The organism is Bifidobacterium sp. ESL0827 (assembly GCF_052606685.1).
Genome location: NZ_CP199597.1, coordinates 1,624,202 through 1,640,990, shown reverse-complemented (window position 1 = coordinate 1,640,990; position 16,789 = coordinate 1,624,202). Strand labels below are relative to the sequence as shown.

General features: G+C 56.3%; 9 protein-coding genes and 1 CRISPR repeat array (1 of these 10 only partly in view). All 9 genes read left to right on the top strand.

The window, feature by feature from the left end; genetic code table 11:
• Nucleotides 1–1,301 precede the first annotated feature (1,301 nt).
• The 9 genes from ACUIAI_RS06660 (at nt 1,302) to cas2e (ending at nt 11,931) form a co-directional block, all read left to right on the top strand.
• Nucleotides 1,302–1,772: a holo-ACP synthase gene (locus tag ACUIAI_RS06660; RefSeq protein WP_445341924.1), complete on the top strand. Its 471-nt coding sequence runs from the start codon at nt 1,302–1,304 to the stop codon at nt 1,770–1,772.
• Between the two features lie 429 nt (nt 1,773–2,201).
• On the top strand, nt 2,202–5,369 hold the full coding sequence (gene cas3, locus ACUIAI_RS06655) for a CRISPR-associated helicase Cas3' (RefSeq protein ID WP_445341923.1): 3,168 nt from the start codon (nt 2,202–2,204) through the stop codon (nt 5,367–5,369).
• 72 nt (nt 5,370–5,441) lie between these two features.
• Nucleotides 5,442–7,199: a type I-E CRISPR-associated protein Cse1/CasA gene (gene casA / locus ACUIAI_RS06650; protein WP_445341922.1), complete on the top strand. Its 1,758-nt coding sequence runs from the start codon at nt 5,442–5,444 to the stop codon at nt 7,197–7,199.
• The gene (casB, locus tag ACUIAI_RS06645) at nt 7,196–7,909 is read left to right on the top strand and encodes a type I-E CRISPR-associated protein Cse2/CasB (protein ID WP_445341921.1); all 714 of its coding nucleotides are present in this window, start codon (nt 7,196–7,198) and stop codon (nt 7,907–7,909) included. Before casA ends, casB begins: the two co-directional genes overlap by 4 nt.
• Before the next feature lie 104 nt (nt 7,910–8,013).
• Nucleotides 8,014–9,150 (top strand): type I-E CRISPR-associated protein Cas7/Cse4/CasC, encoded by a 1,137-nt coding sequence (cas7e, locus tag ACUIAI_RS06640; protein WP_445341920.1) that lies wholly within the window; start codon nt 8,014–8,016, stop codon nt 9,148–9,150.
• Between the two features lie 2 nt (nt 9,151–9,152).
• Entirely contained in the window at nt 9,153–9,866 is a 714-nt protein-coding gene (cas5e, locus tag ACUIAI_RS06635; protein ID WP_445341919.1) for a type I-E CRISPR-associated protein Cas5/CasD, read from the top strand.
• A 9-nt stretch (nt 9,867–9,875) separates the two neighbouring features.
• A complete protein-coding gene (gene cas6e, locus ACUIAI_RS06630; RefSeq protein WP_445341918.1) occupies nt 9,876–10,565 on the top strand; it encodes a type I-E CRISPR-associated protein Cas6/Cse3/CasE in 690 nt (229 codons plus the stop codon).
• A gap of 14 nt (nt 10,566–10,579) precedes the next feature.
• Nucleotides 10,580–11,548, top strand: coding sequence for a type I-E CRISPR-associated endonuclease Cas1e (gene cas1e, locus ACUIAI_RS06625; RefSeq protein ID WP_445341917.1), 969 nt, complete (start codon nt 10,580–10,582; stop codon nt 11,546–11,548).
• Nucleotides 11,548–11,931: a type I-E CRISPR-associated endoribonuclease Cas2e gene (cas2e, locus tag ACUIAI_RS06620; protein WP_445341916.1), complete on the top strand. Its 384-nt coding sequence runs from the start codon at nt 11,548–11,550 to the stop codon at nt 11,929–11,931. The genes cas1e and cas2e overlap by 1 nt, the downstream gene beginning before the upstream one ends.
• Nucleotides 11,932–12,136: 205 nt before the next feature.
• A CRISPR array of direct repeats spans nt 12,137–16,789; the repeat unit is 28 nt; unit sequence GTGCTCCCCGCATCCGCGGGGATGATCC; it runs 1,788 nt beyond the window's last position.

Genomic DNA, 16,789 nt, shown 5'->3' with positions numbered 1-16,789 from the left:
TTGATCAGTCGAAGCTGGCATTAGCGTGTACGCCGGAAGAAGTATGGAAAATATGCTGCGTCAGCGTGTCAGATTTTAGGTTAGCCTGTATCGCAGTTCCCTTAATAAGGTGCGTGTTCTGGATTGAATGCACTAACGAGTATGAAATTATGGCTGCTTCACAAGGAGATGCGTTGAAGAAGTATAAATCTGGTGATGGACTGGCTATAGAGATTGCCAGACTTGACTGGTGGTGTATTGGCCAAGTTCTACACCTTCGGCCTCCTTACTGTCCTAATGCCGGGCGTGCTTGTCGTTCTTCTTCCCCGCCATACAGCATCGGCTCGAAACCCTCTTTGGTATGGCGAGCATCCCAGTATAAGTGGCTTTTGACCACAGCATAAGATCCGGATAAGGAGAAACGGCATCTCGAAAGGCATAGGTCAATGTCTCATTTGATTTGGTTTTTGTGTACGGCTGCCCTCGCCCGCTGACCTCCAAGCAGGTTGTAGAGATCCAGTGCCCTGGGCATGCCCGGTTATGCAACAGGATATCGATATCAAATAGATAGCCGCTGACTAAGCCTCTCCTAGAGTCGTTGCTAACATGTTAAAATCAGAGAAGATCTGAGTGTGCTACCCAAGGATGAGTCCCATGACGGAACAATCATTAACCGTAGAACCTTCATGATGTTCTTGAGCGCAATGCTGCTGGGTTTCATAGTCTCCACAGCTGAAGTATCTGTGCAGCCTGCACTGGGAGACACTGTAGCGGACCAGCCAGTCCCAATGGATGCTCTGACATTTCTTCTCCACGATCGTCACCTCAAGGCATTGACGCGGTAGGATACTGGACGGCGGAAAGGATGCGCTCTACTCGTCCCGCGGAAGAACTGGTATCTGAGCCAAGACAAAGTGATTAGATTCGACCAGGCGAGCAATCTAGCAAGATGAGAGTTGGAGAAAGCTTCTCACATCCTGTCCGCCCCAAGCCATTACCAGGTTATCAGACCTGGAATGCAGTTGTTCCTGAGATGACTGGGACGGTGTTCTTCAATTGCGAGGAAGAAGGCGTTGGTACAAGTTCCTCCTTACGTAATGGATGGAAGGGCACCGTCTATACTCCATGAGATATGGCAGTCCCTCACTCTATCTATTCTCATTTATGCCTTCCATTCTTGCCAACTTCCTTGACCCTTGTAGTTTCCTTCCTAGGTCTATTTGTGCAAAATCGCAGTGATCATTAATTAGGGCCATAGATTGGTCTCCGAGTTCCGATCGGATGATTTGCTGCAGGGGCCGATGAGGGGCATACTCGGGCCTATGGAAGATCCCGTGTTTGGACAGGTGCTGGGGTTGGGACATGATTTGGTCGACCTGAAGGAGTTCGGCCGGCAGCTGGCTATGCCAGGCACGCGTATGACAAGCTTGTTCTCGGCACGGGAGCGGCGGCAGGCTGAGCAGCAGGCCCTGCTCAAGCATGACGACCCATCGACCCACTTGGCAGTGCGCTGGGCTGGCAAGGAGTCGGTGCTCAAGGCCTGGTCTCAGGCGCTGGGACCTGAGCCCTCGCCCTATGGTCTGGATGATTTTCCCTGGAGCGGGGTGGAGATTCTTGACGACGGTAGGGGGCGGCCGGGCATCCACCTAGAGTCCTCAGTAGAAGCCAGGCTCCATGACTCCCTGCCTTCGACCGGTAGCCAGGTCGACTGGGTTCAGTTGTGCTGGCATATTGCTCTAAGCCATGATGGGCCGGTTGCCTCGGCGGTTGTGCTTCTGTGCAGGTGTGCCTGAAGCTGGGCTAAGGCAAAGGGGCTTTTGATGAATTCCCAGCTAGCTCGTTAGTCTATCTAAAGCAGCAGTCCAAGGCAGTAGTTTTGGCAGATGGATGATGCTTTGATCTCGTTAAAGTTGTTTCGGATGTTCAAGGTTTCACACCTGGTCGGCGGCGTGTAGGGCATGCACGGCTCCAAGGATTGACCACGGCTACCGTGTAGACTACATACAGCCTCTCCTTAAGGCGTGTTCCCCGCATTGGTGGGGATGATCCCTTGTGTCATTAGGATTTTATGTGTTCCCTGAATAATCAGGGCAAATAGATTAACTTGTGATATTAAGATATAATAAAAATCGGTAATTTTTGTTTCTCTGTGTTATGTTGGTAATGCGATTACAACGGAGTTGCTCAATTGGCGAGATTGCTGGGCTGAAAAAGAGGGAACAATGAGCGGAGCGATACCAACAGACTTGGGTCTGAACGCTAAAGCCATGTCCTTGTGGGGTAAAACGAATCTGCGTGACGAGAATGATTGGCAGGGAGATTTCACGCATCTGAGTGATTCCGCTGCAGTGGCTGGGTATTTATGGCGCGACTGGGTGCCTAGGGGTACTCGAGAGATCATCATCCGCGATGTTGGCGACCCGGAGCTGGCTCGCAAAGTCTGCATGTTTATCACCGGTGTCCATGATATCGGCAAGGCAACCCCGGTTTTCCAAAGCAAGCCGCTGACACATGCACCAGGGATGCAGAACCTTTCCTTGCAATGGAAGCCCAAGCAGGCTGGTCTGCGGTTCCCTGATGTTCCAATTACGGATACGAATTACCCTACGCATCCTATAGCGGGCCAACGGATTCTGGAGTCTTACCTGACTCAGGTACAACATTGGAGCAAGCCAGTGGCCGAATCCTATGCTTGTATTGTTGGAGGGCATCATGGTCAGCCTCCTACCCGTCAGGCCCTGAGCAAGTCCGATATGGATGTGCGCATGGGTACCGCTCGGGGTTATGAGGACTGGACTAAAGCCCAGCGCGAATTAATTGAATTCGTGGCCCAACAGTGTGAACTCAATGACGATGACTTCGCTCGATTGAGTGGGAAGCGGCTGAACATATACGCCGAATCGGTGTTGGAGGGGCTGGTCATTATGGCCGACTGGATTGCCAGCAACAGCGACGACGATCTTTTTCCCTTGGTGCCGCTCAACCCCCCGATTTATGACGAGCAGACCTGGAACCGAATGAATTCAGTACGTACACGAGCAGGTCTTAGGGCTCGACAGGAGCGCGGATGGCGTAACCTCGGCCTGTCTCCGAAGTGGCAGCCGATTCATGAGCGGCTCAGCATAGGGGAGCGCTTCGCCTCCAGGTTCGATCTGCCGACGTGCGCGAAGCCCCGGCCAGTCCAGGAGCAGGCTGTACGTCTAGCAGAAACGACCCCGGACCCGGGCATTATGGTCATCGAAGCGCCCATGGGCGAAGGCAAGACCGAAGCAGCCCTGGCGTGTGCGGAAATCCTGGCGGAACGAAAAGGCAGGGGAGGAGTCTGCGTGGCCCTGCCAACAATGGCTACCACCGATGCCATGTTCTCGCGTTGCAAGAGCTGGATCGATAGATTACCTCAGCCGGAAGGACGCTCTGAGAAATCCACCTCACTCAGACATGGCAAAGCTGCCCTCAACAGGGAATTCATGTCAATGGTGGCTTCAGATAAGGGTTCGGCCACCTCATCAGTCTTCGATGAAGATGTCCCGCAGGGTTCTGGTATCCAAAAGGCTGCTTATCCCGAGGCAGTGGTGAATGACTGGCTGCGAGGTAGGAAGAAGGGGGTGTTGGCTAACTTCCTGATTTGCACTATCGATCAGGTGCTCATGGCCGCATTGCAGATGAAACACGTCAGTCTGCGACAGCTGGCACTAGCCAACAAAGTTGTCATCATCGATGAATGTCATGCTTACGACACCTACATGCGTGAATATCTCAAGCGGACCTTGGAATGGCTGGGAGGATTCCACAACCCAGTTATCCTCCTGTCGGCAACCCTGCCTGCATCGCTGCGACATGAGCTGGTGGACGCTTATATTAAAGGATATGCCTCGGTGCTTGGCGGAGCAGGCAGTCAGACGAAGCAGTCCTCTGAGGTTGCACCGCGTCGTTTTGCAAGCATGGAGGCATTTACTGATCGTTACTCCAAGCCACATATTGATAGCACTTCTGCGTCTTCACAGCCAGGTGACAAGCAGCTCTCTAATGAGGAGAAGAATTCTGACGATCTGCATGCCTATCCCCTGATTACTTACACGTCTGGAACGACCTGCCGGACTAGTTCGGTGCAGCCTTCAGGCCGTGCGGTGGACATCGATTGTCGTGTCATCGATGACGATCTGGGGTATCTTGCAGACTTACTGAAAGAGCGGCTGGCTGCAGGTGGGTGTGCCGCTGTGATCTGCGACACTGTAGACCGTGCCCAGAAAACTGCTGCGGCTTTGTCCGATGAATTCGGCCCGGATCAGGTCAGACTGACGCACTCACGCTTCATTGACCGGGATCGTATGGACAACGAACGAGAACTTCGAGCGTGTCTTGGTTCGGATGCAACCGCAGCCAATGGAGGACGTCCTCACCGGCTGATTGTCGTGGGCACGCAGGTTCTGGAGCAGTCCCTGGATATCGACTTCGACCTTATGGTCACCGATATAGCTCCGGTCGATTTGTTGTTGCAGCGCATGGGTCGTCTGCATCGACATCGCCGTGGCCAAGGTGAGAGCGACCGTCCGGCTGGTCTGCGAAAAGCCTTCTGCTATTTGCGGGGCATAGCCTCCTGGAACGCAGATGGTCCGGTATTTCCTGACTATGTAGACAGTGTCTATCCGCCGGCGTCCTTGCTTGAAGCCCTTGCTGTGCTTTGTCTGCAAGGAGACGGTGCCCACCGCTTGCTGCGGCTTCCTGATGACATCGCTCCGCTGGTCCGCACGGCTTATGATTCTGATGCAGTTGCACAGCTGATACCCAAAGCCTGGCAAGAACGGTATCGGCTGGATGCGCACAAGCGTGCCGAAAAGGATGCGGAAGAGATCGATAAGGCCCAAGTCTATTTGATGAAAGATTCGGCGCATCTTCTGCGCCAGTCTCACACCTTGGTGGACCTATTCACAAGCACTGTGGACGCCAGATCGGAAGCCAAAGCCAGACAGGCCGTCAGAGATACTCATGATTCGGTGGAGGTGGTGCTGTTGCGCCGGTGTGGTGATGAGTATGCGCTTCTGCCATGGATCGGAGGCGATACAGTACCTTGCGGGGCTCCTGTGCCCACAAAAACCGAACCTGAGAACCATCTGGCGCAAGTGGTGTTGCGTTGTGCGGTAAATCTGCCTGATCGCATCTGTCATGATATTGATGCTCTGATCAATGAACTCGAGATTCGAGCTGGTGATTGCGTTGATGCATGGCATCAATCTTCTTGGCTGGATGGCTGTTTGCCGCTGGTTTTGGATGAGGAGCAATCCGATTCGGATCGCCGCAGATTCGTCACCACTCTGCACGGCTTCCTTATCGGATACACCCGAGAGGATGGGCTGACTTGTGTGAAAGCCGACAAAGGCGGGGAGAGCTGAATGCGCAATGCTTCGCTAGTTGCAGGCATTTTCCACTTATGAATAACCAAACAAGTAGAAAGGACAATGATAATGAATGATATTGGAGCGACCGGCAGAGGTCGGCCGTCGTTCAATCTCTTAGACCAGCCTTGGATCAGGGTTACCTATCTGGAAGGACGTGTCGACCTGGTCTCCCTGCGCGACCTTTTGGTTGAGGCCCATCGAATCCGTGAAATTTCCAGTGACATGCCTCAACAGACCCTGCCCATACTGAGAATGACCGAAGCTGTGCTCTACAAGGCATACGCTCAGCGGTATCTACCCATGATCGGGGTTGATAATCCGACGGCCTTGCTGCAGCTGTGGTGGACGCTTTGGCAGACTGGGCAGTTCGACCCTCAAGTAATTGACGATTACCTTGAGCGCTATCACGATCGGTTCGATTTGTTCAACCCGGAGCATCCTTTTTACCAGACGCCGGGATTGACCTACTCGTCCGAGGATAAAGAGTATGACAGCATTGGCGAACTTCAGGCTGACGTGCCTAAGCCCAAGAAGTTTCTCTTTTCCATGCGCGCCAAGAACGACCTGGACTCGCTTACATTGCCTGAGGCCGCCCGATGGCTGGTCTTTCTCCAGGCCTATGACCCTGCAGGCATCAAATCGCCGGTGGACGGAGAGACCCATATTCTGCGCAACAGGGTTTATCCGCCCAAGTCCAAGGTGGGAACCGGCTGGCTGGGCGCCTTGGGCAATGTTTATTTGGAACAGGACAACTTGTTCGCCACTCTGATGCTCAACTGGTGCTTGATCAATCCCCGAGGCCGTGGGGATGATGATATCTGGTTCGGCAAGCCTGGTGATTTGGCGCCCTGGGAACGTAAGCCGGCCGGGCCTGACATGAATCCTGACTATCAACCCACAGGCATTGTGGACATGCTCACTCTGCAATCACGCAGGGTGAGGCTGGTGCCCGATGATTCAGGTTCCCATGTAGTCGGCATCATCGTCTGCTATGGCGATGTCATCAGCGCTGACAACATGGACGCTTATGAGCCTATGACGGCCTGGCGTTACGGCAGCGAGAACCTGCGGAAGAAACTGGGACTGCCAACGGCTCCTCGCATGCCAGTCACATTCACTTCCGACAAGGCCATTTGGCGGCAGCTGCAACCTTTGATCAGCGCGGGAAGCAACGGAGCAGGTCAGACTGATGACACCCGTCCCGGCGTTATTCGATGGGTTGAGACTCTGTTGAACTGGGATCGGGATGATGCCGGGTCAGGAAAAGTAATGCAGATGGCTCGCATCCATACCCAGAGCATGATCTATGGTCCGCAGAACAGCTTCTTCTCGGATGCCATTGATGATTCGCTGGATGCAAACCTTCAACTGCTTCATTTGGATACTGCTGCCGTGGATGTGGTGGTTCAGGTTGTTGAGCGTACTGAGGATTCCGTCAAGGCATTGGACTCCATGGTTGCCCAGTTGAATCAATCCGCAGGCGACAAAGCGCAGAAGGACCGCTTCTATGCCGCAGTGGCCCGCGTCAAGGAACGTGCATATGCTTCTCTGGATCAGCTGTTCAGACAGCGGATTGCGGAGTTCGGTCCTTCAGAAGACATCGAAGGCTACCGGAATGACTGGTTCCAGGCCATTCATCGGAATCTGATCGACATAGCTGGTGAGTACCGCGATCAGTCTCCGGCGCCGTCTTTCCTGCCCAAGGCCAATGGTGCCCGATCCTCTGAGCAGATCTTTGATAGATTCCTGAGCCAATTGAATAAATATCTAGGTCCTTTTCCCTCGCGTGAGGGCGAGACCGCAAATGAAAAGGAGGTTCAATGATGACTACAGCCACTATGACGAACGATCATGTCTTATCAGTCGACGACCGCAAACAGGCCGTCGGGCAGTATGCCAACTATCGGATCGGGAAATTGCAGTACGCCTACACGGTTCAGGCCAGCAGCGTGGCCAGGGCTCATCTGGCTCTGCTGCGCCGTGGCATTGACGATGGCAGGGTGCGGTGGATGAATGTCGGGTTTGATCTATATGAGGATTGGCCACAGGATACCCTGGGAAACCCTGCCCTCGACAACGACCGCAATATCGTCACTGAAACACGGGCTATCGCCACGACCTTGCAGATGTATGCGCTTCATCAGCAGTCGAAATCTCAGGGTATGGCCTGGATGCCTGATCATAAGCAGCAGGCGCGATCCGAGCGCTTCCGCTACAGTTTCGGCCACGCATGCCGCATGATTGACGCTGACCAGGACGGTTCCAAGGCCACCCCGGTTCTTCGAAGGCTACAAATAATGGAGGATGCTCCTGATTTCGACGGTATCCGGCATCAGCTGTATTCGCTGATAAGGATGATGAGGAATCAGGATGTGAAGCTGGACTATCAGGTTTTCGCCCAGGATCTTTATCTGCTGCAGCTGCCTGGTCGGAGGGCCACTGTCTTTCACCGTTGGGCTCGGCAGTATTACGCCGTGCACAAGGCCGCGGAAGCGAAAGAGGGCGAAAAGGCTAATAGAACAGCTGAGGTCTAGCAGAACGGTCAATGATGACAGGTCGTCTCGAACAATTCGTCATCGAGCAGATACACATACACAAGATCACCAATTTTCAAAATAAATATTAAGGAGAATATGCCATGTTTATGGATATTTACGCAGTACAGAACGTCCCTCCGAGCAACATCAATCGTGACGAGACGGGCAATCCCAAGACCGCTCAGTATGGCGGTGTCTTGCGCTCGCGTGTCTCCAGCCAGGCCTGGAAGCGTGCCATGCGTGAGACCTTCAAATCGTTGCTGGACAAGAAGCAGCTGGGGGTGCGGACGAAGAACGCAGTCGAGCTGATCGTGAAGGCCATGGTCGATCAACGGCCCGAATCAGCAGATCAGGCTGAAAGCTACGCCTCCTTGGTTTTGCAGGCTACTGGCGTCAAGGTTGTCGCTTCCACTCGTGCTGGGGCGGCCAGTGGCAAACCAGTCACTCAGTACCTGATCTTCATCGGCAACACCGAGATCGGGAAGCTGGCCAATATTGCTCTGGAATGGATGGATCAGGGAAAGGATCTGGCCAAGGCACCGGATTCGGCTATGAAGAAGGAAGTGTCGGGGGTCTTCCACGGTGAGCAGGCGATTGACATCGCCCTGTTCGGCCGTATGCTGGCTGATGCCCCTGACCTGAATACGGATGCCAGCGCTCAGGTGGCTCACGCTATCTCCGTGGATGCTATTAAGCCTGAGTACGACTATTTCACCGCCGCCGATGACTTCACGGAAGCAGACAATGCCGGTGCAGCCATGATCGACTCCGTAGGTTTCAACTCATCCACGCTCTATCGCTACGCGACCGTAAACTTGGATGCCTTGCAGGAGCAGATTGGCAATGCAGAGGCCACTGCGAGAGTGGCTTCGGTCTTCGTAGAGGCTTTCATCCGATCCATGCCGACCGGCAAGCAGAATTCCTACGCCAACAGGACTCTGCCCGAGACCTGCATTGTAGCCTTCCGTGACAGCCAGCCTATTAATGCCGTGGAAGCCTTTGAACGTCCGGTTGCGGCTGAGCATGATCAGCCTATCTCACAAGTCGCTGGACGCAGGCTGGTTGCGGAGCTGCGCAGGATTCAGGATGCCTATGATGAGCAGCCTGTGCGCGCTTGGGCGATCAGCACGGATTTGTCGACGCAGGACTTGGCTCCGGTGGCTGAGTCTGTCGGTCTCAAGGATCTGACTAGCCAGGTGGATGCTGAGACTATGCATGTGCTGGGTCAGCAGGAGTAGTCATGAGCATACTGCTGTTGCGATTGTCGGGTCCTTTGCAGTCCTGGGGAAGCTCCTCGCGTTTTACGATTCGCACTACGCAACGGGAGCCCACCAAGAGCGCGGTGATTGGTCTGCTTGCTTCGGCACAAGGGCGCCAACGCGGTGACGACATTGAGGACCTGCTGCATCTAAGCTTCGGAGTCCGCATCGACCAACCGGGCATCTTGGTCAATGACATGCAAACAGAGCATGGTGCCAATGTCAAAGCCATGCCATTGACCAATCGGTACTATTTATCCGATGCGAAATTCCTGGTGGCTTTAGGTGCTGATTCTGCGCTTCTGGAAGGTCTGGACCAGGCTCTGCGTCATCCTCGGTGGCCATTATATTTGGGTCGTCGAGCTTGCCCACCGGATTACCCGGTCTCGCTTGGATTGGTTCAGGAGGACCGTGTGGATCAGGCTCTGCGCACCCATCCCTGGATTGCTGCTTTCTGGTACAAGAGACGCCATCAGGGCTGCCGACTGGAGGTCGTCTGTGATGCGGACTGTGTCAAGGACGAAGACAACGGGGTTGTCTCTTCACAGGCAGATGCTCCGCTGAGTTTCGGTGCAGCTCGCAGATATGCGGTCAGAACTGTTAGCCGATACAGAATACCCAATCCGGATGGTCCCGGCCCTGACGAGCGGCGGACTAAAGCAGTTCCGGATCATGATCCAATGTCGTTTTTCTAGGAGGCAGGCATGTATATATCCAGAATGCCGTTGAACACTGCGCGGTATGCAGCCAAGCAACTGATCGCCTCGCCTTACCGGCTTCATGCCGCCGTTGAGAAGTCTTTCCCTCCGAGTGCTGTACGCAGTGGCGATGAGGGGCGCATTCTGTGGCGATTGGATTTCTCGCGTGATGGGGATTCGACCTGGCTGTATGTGGTGAGTCCCGAGCGTCCTGACTTCACCCATATTGTTGAGCAGGCTGGTTGGCCGACCCGCGCAGAGTGGGAAGTGAAGGACTACGAGCCCCTGATCAGCCATATAGCCAAGGGGCAGGAGTGGGCCTTCAGACTTCGGGCCAATCCTGCCAGACAGGTTCATATGGACAAGGGGCGACGGTCCGATCATGCAGTAGTCGGCAAGGTGATGGGGCATGTCACTGCGGATTATCAGCTGTCTTGGCTGGAGAAGCGCAGTGAACGCAACGGATTCGCCCTCTTGGGCAGCTCGGATGAGAGTCATGGGCCGTCCTGCCTTGTTTCCGAGCGCCGCAAAGAGCAGTTCGCTCACGGGAACAGCAAGGTCACCTTGGTCACAGCCCAATTCGATGGACAGCTCCGTGTAATTGATGCTCAAGCTTTTCAACGTTGCCTGCGGCAGGGCATCGGCAGGGCCAAGAGCTTCGGCTGCGGACTGCTGACGGTGGCTCCGATCCGATGACTAGGGACCAGTCCATGGGGTCTGCCGGGAGAACCGAGATTCCCGGCAGTCCCCCTCCTGAATTGGGTGATCTCGTGCGGGCCGAGGATAGGCTCTCGTTCGCTTATTTTGAGCACTGTGTTATCACTCGCGAGGACAATGCCATCGCGGTCACCAGGGATACCGGGACTATACGGCTGCCTGCCGCCAATCTGGGTGTGCTCATGCTGGGTCCTGGCACCACCGTCAGTCATCAGGCCATGGTGGTTATTGGTGACAACGGTGCCAGCGTGGTATGGGTGGGGGAGCGCGGTGTGAGGATGTACGCGTTCGGTCGTCCTCTGACGCATTCGGCAGCCCTTCTGCAAAGGCAGGCGGCGCTGGTCTCCAACACCCGCAAGCGGTTGGCTGTGGCGAGGGCTATGTACCAGATGCGCTTCCTCAACGAAGATGTCAGCTCTTGTACTATGCAGCAGCTGCGTGGGCGTGAAGGCGCTCGAATCCGACAGGTCTACCGTCACTGGTCGGAACTGACTGGTGTCCCGTGGGACAAGCGAACCTATGATCATGAGGATTTCGATGTCGGCAACGAGATCAACAAGGCCCTGTCGGCTGCTCATACCTGCTTGTACGGAATCGCTCACTCGGTGATTGTGGCCCTTGGGTGCTCGCCAGGCCTAGGGTTCGTTCATGTGGGCCATGAGCGCTCTTTTGTCTATGATGTGGCTGATCTGTACAAGGCCGAAATCTCGATTCCTGTAGCCTTCAAGACTGCTGCAAAACAGCCCGACGACATCGGATCGGCCACCCGTCATGCCATGCGTGATGCTGTCTATGACCTCTCGCTTATGCGACGGATGGCTCGTGACATTCCACGACTGCTTGGAGCGCCTGTCTCTTCGTCTTCTGATGAAGATGGCGAGACCTTGGAGCTTTGGGATGAGAAGGTTGGTGCGGTTCCAGCTGGGAGATCCTATGCAGATGAAGAGGAGGGGATGAACTGATGGTGGTCGTCGTTTTGACGGCATGCCCTGTGGGCCTGCGTGGGGATTTGACTCGATGGCTCCTAGAAATAGCATCTGGGGTTTTCGTGGGCCACGTCACCGCTAGGGTCCGGGATCGACTTTGGGAACGCATCACAGGGCAGATCCGAACAGGCAAGGCCATTATGGTCTATTCCGCCCGCAATGAGCAGCATTTGAGCTTCAAGGTGCATCGCTCGGATTGGAACCCAGTTGACTGTGAAGGATTGGCTCTTATGGAAAAGCCTGCTGATGGCGGCGACGGCAAATCTGCAGGTGGCGGAAACCGATACCGTCGGACCGGTTGGAGCAATGCCAGCAAGTACAGACGGGCGGCAAGGTTCCGGCGCTCGCGTTCCAGCTGAATACAACCGGACCCGCACTTTTCAGATGAGCTTTGCCGTTGAGGGCCAAGCACTGGTTGCTGGTAAGTGCATGGCCAAGGAGCACAGTGTTGATGGTCTGAATTGCGGTGGCCGAAAGGGGAAATAGAGGGGGTTCGAAATGCAAACTGATTAAAAATCAGAGATCTTGTCTATCATATTGTTGGGATAGCAAGGATCTTTAAGTGTGCTCCCCGCATCCGCGGGGATGATCCCGATGGAATCATGTGCCTGATCAGGGATGCCAAGTGCTCCCCGCATCCGCGGGGATGATCCTGTCCGCATAGGCTTTGATCCGGTCGGCAGTATGTGCTCCCCGCATCCGCGGGGATGATCCTCATAACATACAAACCATGAATGTCAAATACAGGTGCTCCCCGCATCCGCGGGGATGATCCACTCAAAGGGACCGTGGACTATGGCAAGCCGCGGTGCTCCCCGCATCCGCGGGGATGATCCTCAGTGCCTATGCAGTTCCACAACTGGCTGGTGGTGCTCCCCGCATCCGCGGGGATGATCCTCTCCGACTCCAGCTCACGCATGGGTATGTACTGTGCTCCCCGCATCCGCGGGGATGATCCTACTTTCAGCGTTTCCCCAAATCTGATATCTGGGTGCTCCCCGCATCCGCGGGGATGATCCTAGCCATAGCCATCGTTACAATAACTGTGGCTAGTGCTCCCCGCATCCGCGGGGATGATCCTTTGAAAGGGCCTTGTTTGCGGTCGTGGTCGCGGTGCTCCCCGCATCCGCGGGGATGATCCTGGTATCCGCTGGCAATCATCTTCTCAATGAAAGTGCTCCCCGCATCCGCGGGGATGATCCCGCATATCCGTTCACTTACAGGGCGATAATCTCGTGCTCCCCGCATCCGCGGGGATGATCCCTTTAGGAAAGAGATAGAAAGTGGCTTGCGAACGTGCTCCCCGCATCCGCGGGGATGATCCTGTTACCAACATTTCGGCGAACAATGCGGGCTAGTGCTCCCCGCATCCGCGGGGATGATCCCCCCGGGTCTTTGGGATTGTCGGGGTCTGCAAGGTGCTCCCCGCATCCGCGGGGATGATCCATGGATCAGCAGGAGATCCAAGCCCTGATAGACGTGCTCCCCGCATCCGCGGGGATGATCCGTCCATCATGACCTTGTTGAAGTCTTCAAGTCTGTGCTCCCCGCATCCGCGGGGATGATCCAAATGCCATATCATCTTGACCGTCTCACTTTTCGTGCTCCCCGCATCCGCGGGGATGATCCCCAATAACCAAATCAGGGGAGATAGCCATGTCTGTGCTCCCCGCATCCGCGGGGATGATCCGCGCGACAGCTGTAGCGGCATTGTATCGGCATTGTGCTCCCCGCATCCGCGGGGATGATCCCTACAAGGGGTTGCACAAGCCACCGGCAACCGAGTGCTCCCCGCATCCGCGGGGATGATCCTCCCGGGTAACAAATTCGCGCTTACACGTCAGGGTGCTCCCCGCATCCGCGGGGATGATCCTACCACAGCGACAGTGTATGGCTGCTTAAATGAGTGCTCCCCGCATCCGCGGGGATGATCCGCATGACAAAATGCTTTACACGGCCAGCCCCTCGTGCTCCCCGCATCCGCGGGGATGATCCTGGGCATTCAATGCCTTGTCTTTGGTCATGAAGTGCTCCCCGCATCCGCGGGGATGATCCCCCGTTCCAACAGAGCAACACAAACTTAGACCTGTGCTCCCCGCATCCGCGGGGATGATCCTGCCCGCTGCCTTGCTTGTCGAGATTAACAACAGTGCTCCCCGCATCCGCGGGGATGATCCCGGCGAGGACGAAACCGGCCAGGATAATGACAGGTGCTCCCCGCATCCGCGGGGATGATCCTCCCCGGGTAATGCTCCCCCACACGTCACCAAGGTGCTCCCCGCATCCGCGGGGATGATCCCGTTTTCCCATATGTTAACGCGATTTCACAGCGGTGCTCCCCGCATCCGCGGGGATGATCCCCCTGCCTGAACACGTACCTGCTGACCGACAAGGTGCTCCCCGCATCCGCGGGGATGATCCTATCGTTTTGTTTTGGGTCTCATCATAGGTGCGGTGCTCTCCGCATCCGCGGGGATGATCCTAGAGGACGTTAAAGAGTGGGTATAAATAGCCGGTGCTCCCCGCATCCGCGGGGATGATCCCCATGCCTAATCTCACACAGCAAGCCATCTCAAGTGCTCCCCGCATCCGCGGGGATGATCCTCGGTGTCTGTCAATCATGAGTTGGTACTCCCCGTGCTCCCCGCATCCGCGGGGATGATCCTTTGGACGCGATATCCCCGACTTTTCCGAGAGCGTGCTCCCCGCATCCGCGGGGATGATCCCCATACCCGAGCCCATCCAAGGCTGAGAGCAAGGTGCTCCCCGCATCCGCGGGGATGATCCTACGGCATGCGGATGGTCTGCCAGCAGGACAAGGTGCTCCCCGCATCCGCGGGGATGATCCTCGACATGTCCACCATGAAAGGCAAGGTGGCCGGTGCTCCCCGCATCCGCGGGGATGATCCCCGGTGGCCCTGGATGTCTACTGCCCGGACGGCTGTGCTCCCCGCATCCGCGGGGATGATCCCACTGTCGGGTCGCCTTGGGAGATATCAAATTCGTGCTCCCCGCATCCGCGGGGATGATCCCTCCAGCAACCCGGGTAGCCGGTCGGTGCCGAGGTGCTCCCCGCATCCGCGGGGATGATCCCCTCGTTGGTGTTGGTCGAGAGTTTGAAGTTTGTGTGCTCCCCGCATCCGCGGGGATGATCCCACCATCATCAAGCTGGACGACGCCGACTTCAAGTGCTCCCCGCATCCGCGGGGATGATCCCTACACAACTCGTAGCACGGTAAATGCTCCTATGTGCTCCCCGCATCCGCGGGGATGATCCTTACTTTTGGCCCCTCAACAGTGATACCGACTTGTGCTCCCCGCATCCGCGGGGATGATCCCGCGCAACAGGCTGAGAGAATTTTTATAGAAAAGTGCTCCCCGCATCCGCGGGGATGATCCCTGCTGACTTATCGCCAGCAATCTGGCATTGGTGTGCTCCCCGCATCCGCGGGGATGATCCCCATCGCTAGTGATGATATTTTTCCAAGTAACAGTGCTCCCCGCATCCGCGGGGATGATCCTTGCAGTCATAGGACACCCCATTGTGCCACTCTGTGCTCCCCGCATCCGCGGGGATGATCCCTTTGCGGCTTGGAACAAGGGTTTTCAAGGGAAGTGCTCCCCGCATCCGCGGGGATGATCCACGTCCACATGCCATATCTCCCGCATATGCTTGGTGCTCCCCGCATCCGCGGGGATGATCCCTTTCAGCGCGTCAAATGTCGCTGGCGTGAGATGTGCTCCCCGCATCCGCGGGGATGATCCTTACTTACTGTATGACTATGAGCATGACCAAGCGTGCTCCCCGCATCCGCGGGGATGATCCCTCATATCTCTGGGCACCTAATGATGACCAATCGTGCTCCCCGCATCCGCGGGGATGATCCGGAACGTAGTCAGTGGACTTCTGTCGATAAGTTGTGCTCCCCGCATCCGCGGGGATGATCCTTTCCAGAAGACTCATGCCGTCGCGCATGGTGAGTGCTCCCCGCATCCGCGGGGATGATCCCGGCGCCGTGCCATCTGGTGTACTTAATATCGTGTGCTCCCCGCATCCGCGGGGATGATCCATATCGTCGAGGGGCAGCCCTTTGTAGAAAATCGTGCTCCCCGCATCCGCGGGGATGATCCCTGATTGAGATATGTAGAGCATGTAGAGTCACGGTGCTCCCCGCATCCGCGGGGATGATCCCCAAGGGTGGGCAACTATCCAGTTTCGGGATCAGTGCTCCCCGCATCCGCGGGGATGATCCTAGCCGCTAGGGCAGGACTCTATGTCCTTGCCGGTGCTCCCCGCATCCGCGGGGATGATCCTGATTGTATCGATCATCAGGTCGTCGATTTCAAGTGCTCCCCGCATCCGCGGGGATGATCCCGTTCGGAAAGTCATGAAAGAGGCAACCGGTCGGTGCTCCCCGCATCCGCGGGGATGATCCATGGCAGCCAAGGCCGTCAAACTGTATCAGACGGTGCTCCCCGCATCCGCGGGGATGATCCTTCGTAAAGTTTGTGACAATGTTTTGGAACGCGGTGCTCCCCGCATCCGCGGGGATGATCCTGGTTGCGCTGCCAGTCGCCGTACTGGGGCACGGTGCTCCCCGCATCCGCGGGGATGATCCGGCAGAGTCAAACATAAGGGGTGGAGGCCTTGGGTGCTCCCCGCATCCGCGGGGATGATCCTTGATACGATCAATCCCACTAAGATCAGCGTGGGTGCTCCCCGCATCCGCGGGGATGATCCGCCCTTGCCCATAAGATTCGTGTTCAGATCATCGTGCTCCCCGCATCCGCGGGGATGATCCGGTGCGGCGCAGGCTGTGCGGGGTGATGAATTCGTGCTCCCCGCATCCGCGGGGATGATCCCGGCAGGGTGTACGGCTGGGCGGGCGGTGTGGAGTGCTCCCCGCATCCGCGGGGATGATCCAATGTTTGATTTGCGTTTATCTCTTATGTGAGGGTGCTCCCCGCATCCGCGGGGATGATCCGATTCCGCGAATCGTCATGCGGTATGGCTCCGGGTGCTCCCCGCATCCGCGGGGATGATCCAATGCACACTATGCATATCGAACATGCGCGGTTCGTGCTCCCCGCATCCGCGGGGATGATCCCCATGTTCCCGACCTTTCAGAGCTGGCTCCACTGTGCTCCCCGCATCCGCGGGGATGATCCTCGTTCTGACGGTCGGTGGTCAGGACGTGCCTCGTGCTCCCCGCATCC

What these genes read in the sequence shown, in the direction of transcription:
- casB (WP_445341921.1), top strand. Translation starts at nt 7,196, where the DNA reads ATGATGACTACAGCCACTATGACGAACGATCATGTCTTATCAGTCGAC.
- casA (WP_445341922.1), top strand. Translation starts at nt 5,442, where the DNA reads ATGAATGATATTGGAGCGACCGGCAGAGGTCGGCCGTCGTTCAATCTC.
- cas2e (WP_445341916.1), top strand. Translation starts at nt 11,548, where the DNA reads ATGGTGGTCGTCGTTTTGACGGCATGCCCTGTGGGCCTGCGTGGGGAT.
- cas6e (WP_445341918.1), top strand. Translation starts at nt 9,876, where the DNA reads ATGTATATATCCAGAATGCCGTTGAACACTGCGCGGTATGCAGCCAAG.
- cas3 (WP_445341923.1), top strand. Translation starts at nt 2,202, where the DNA reads ATGAGCGGAGCGATACCAACAGACTTGGGTCTGAACGCTAAAGCCATG.
- cas5e (WP_445341919.1), top strand. Translation starts at nt 9,153, where the DNA reads ATGAGCATACTGCTGTTGCGATTGTCGGGTCCTTTGCAGTCCTGGGGA.
- cas1e (WP_445341917.1), top strand. Translation starts at nt 10,580, where the DNA reads ATGGGGTCTGCCGGGAGAACCGAGATTCCCGGCAGTCCCCCTCCTGAA.
- ACUIAI_RS06660 (WP_445341924.1), top strand. Translation starts at nt 1,302, where the DNA reads ATGGAAGATCCCGTGTTTGGACAGGTGCTGGGGTTGGGACATGATTTG.
- cas7e (WP_445341920.1), top strand. Translation starts at nt 8,014, where the DNA reads ATGTTTATGGATATTTACGCAGTACAGAACGTCCCTCCGAGCAACATC.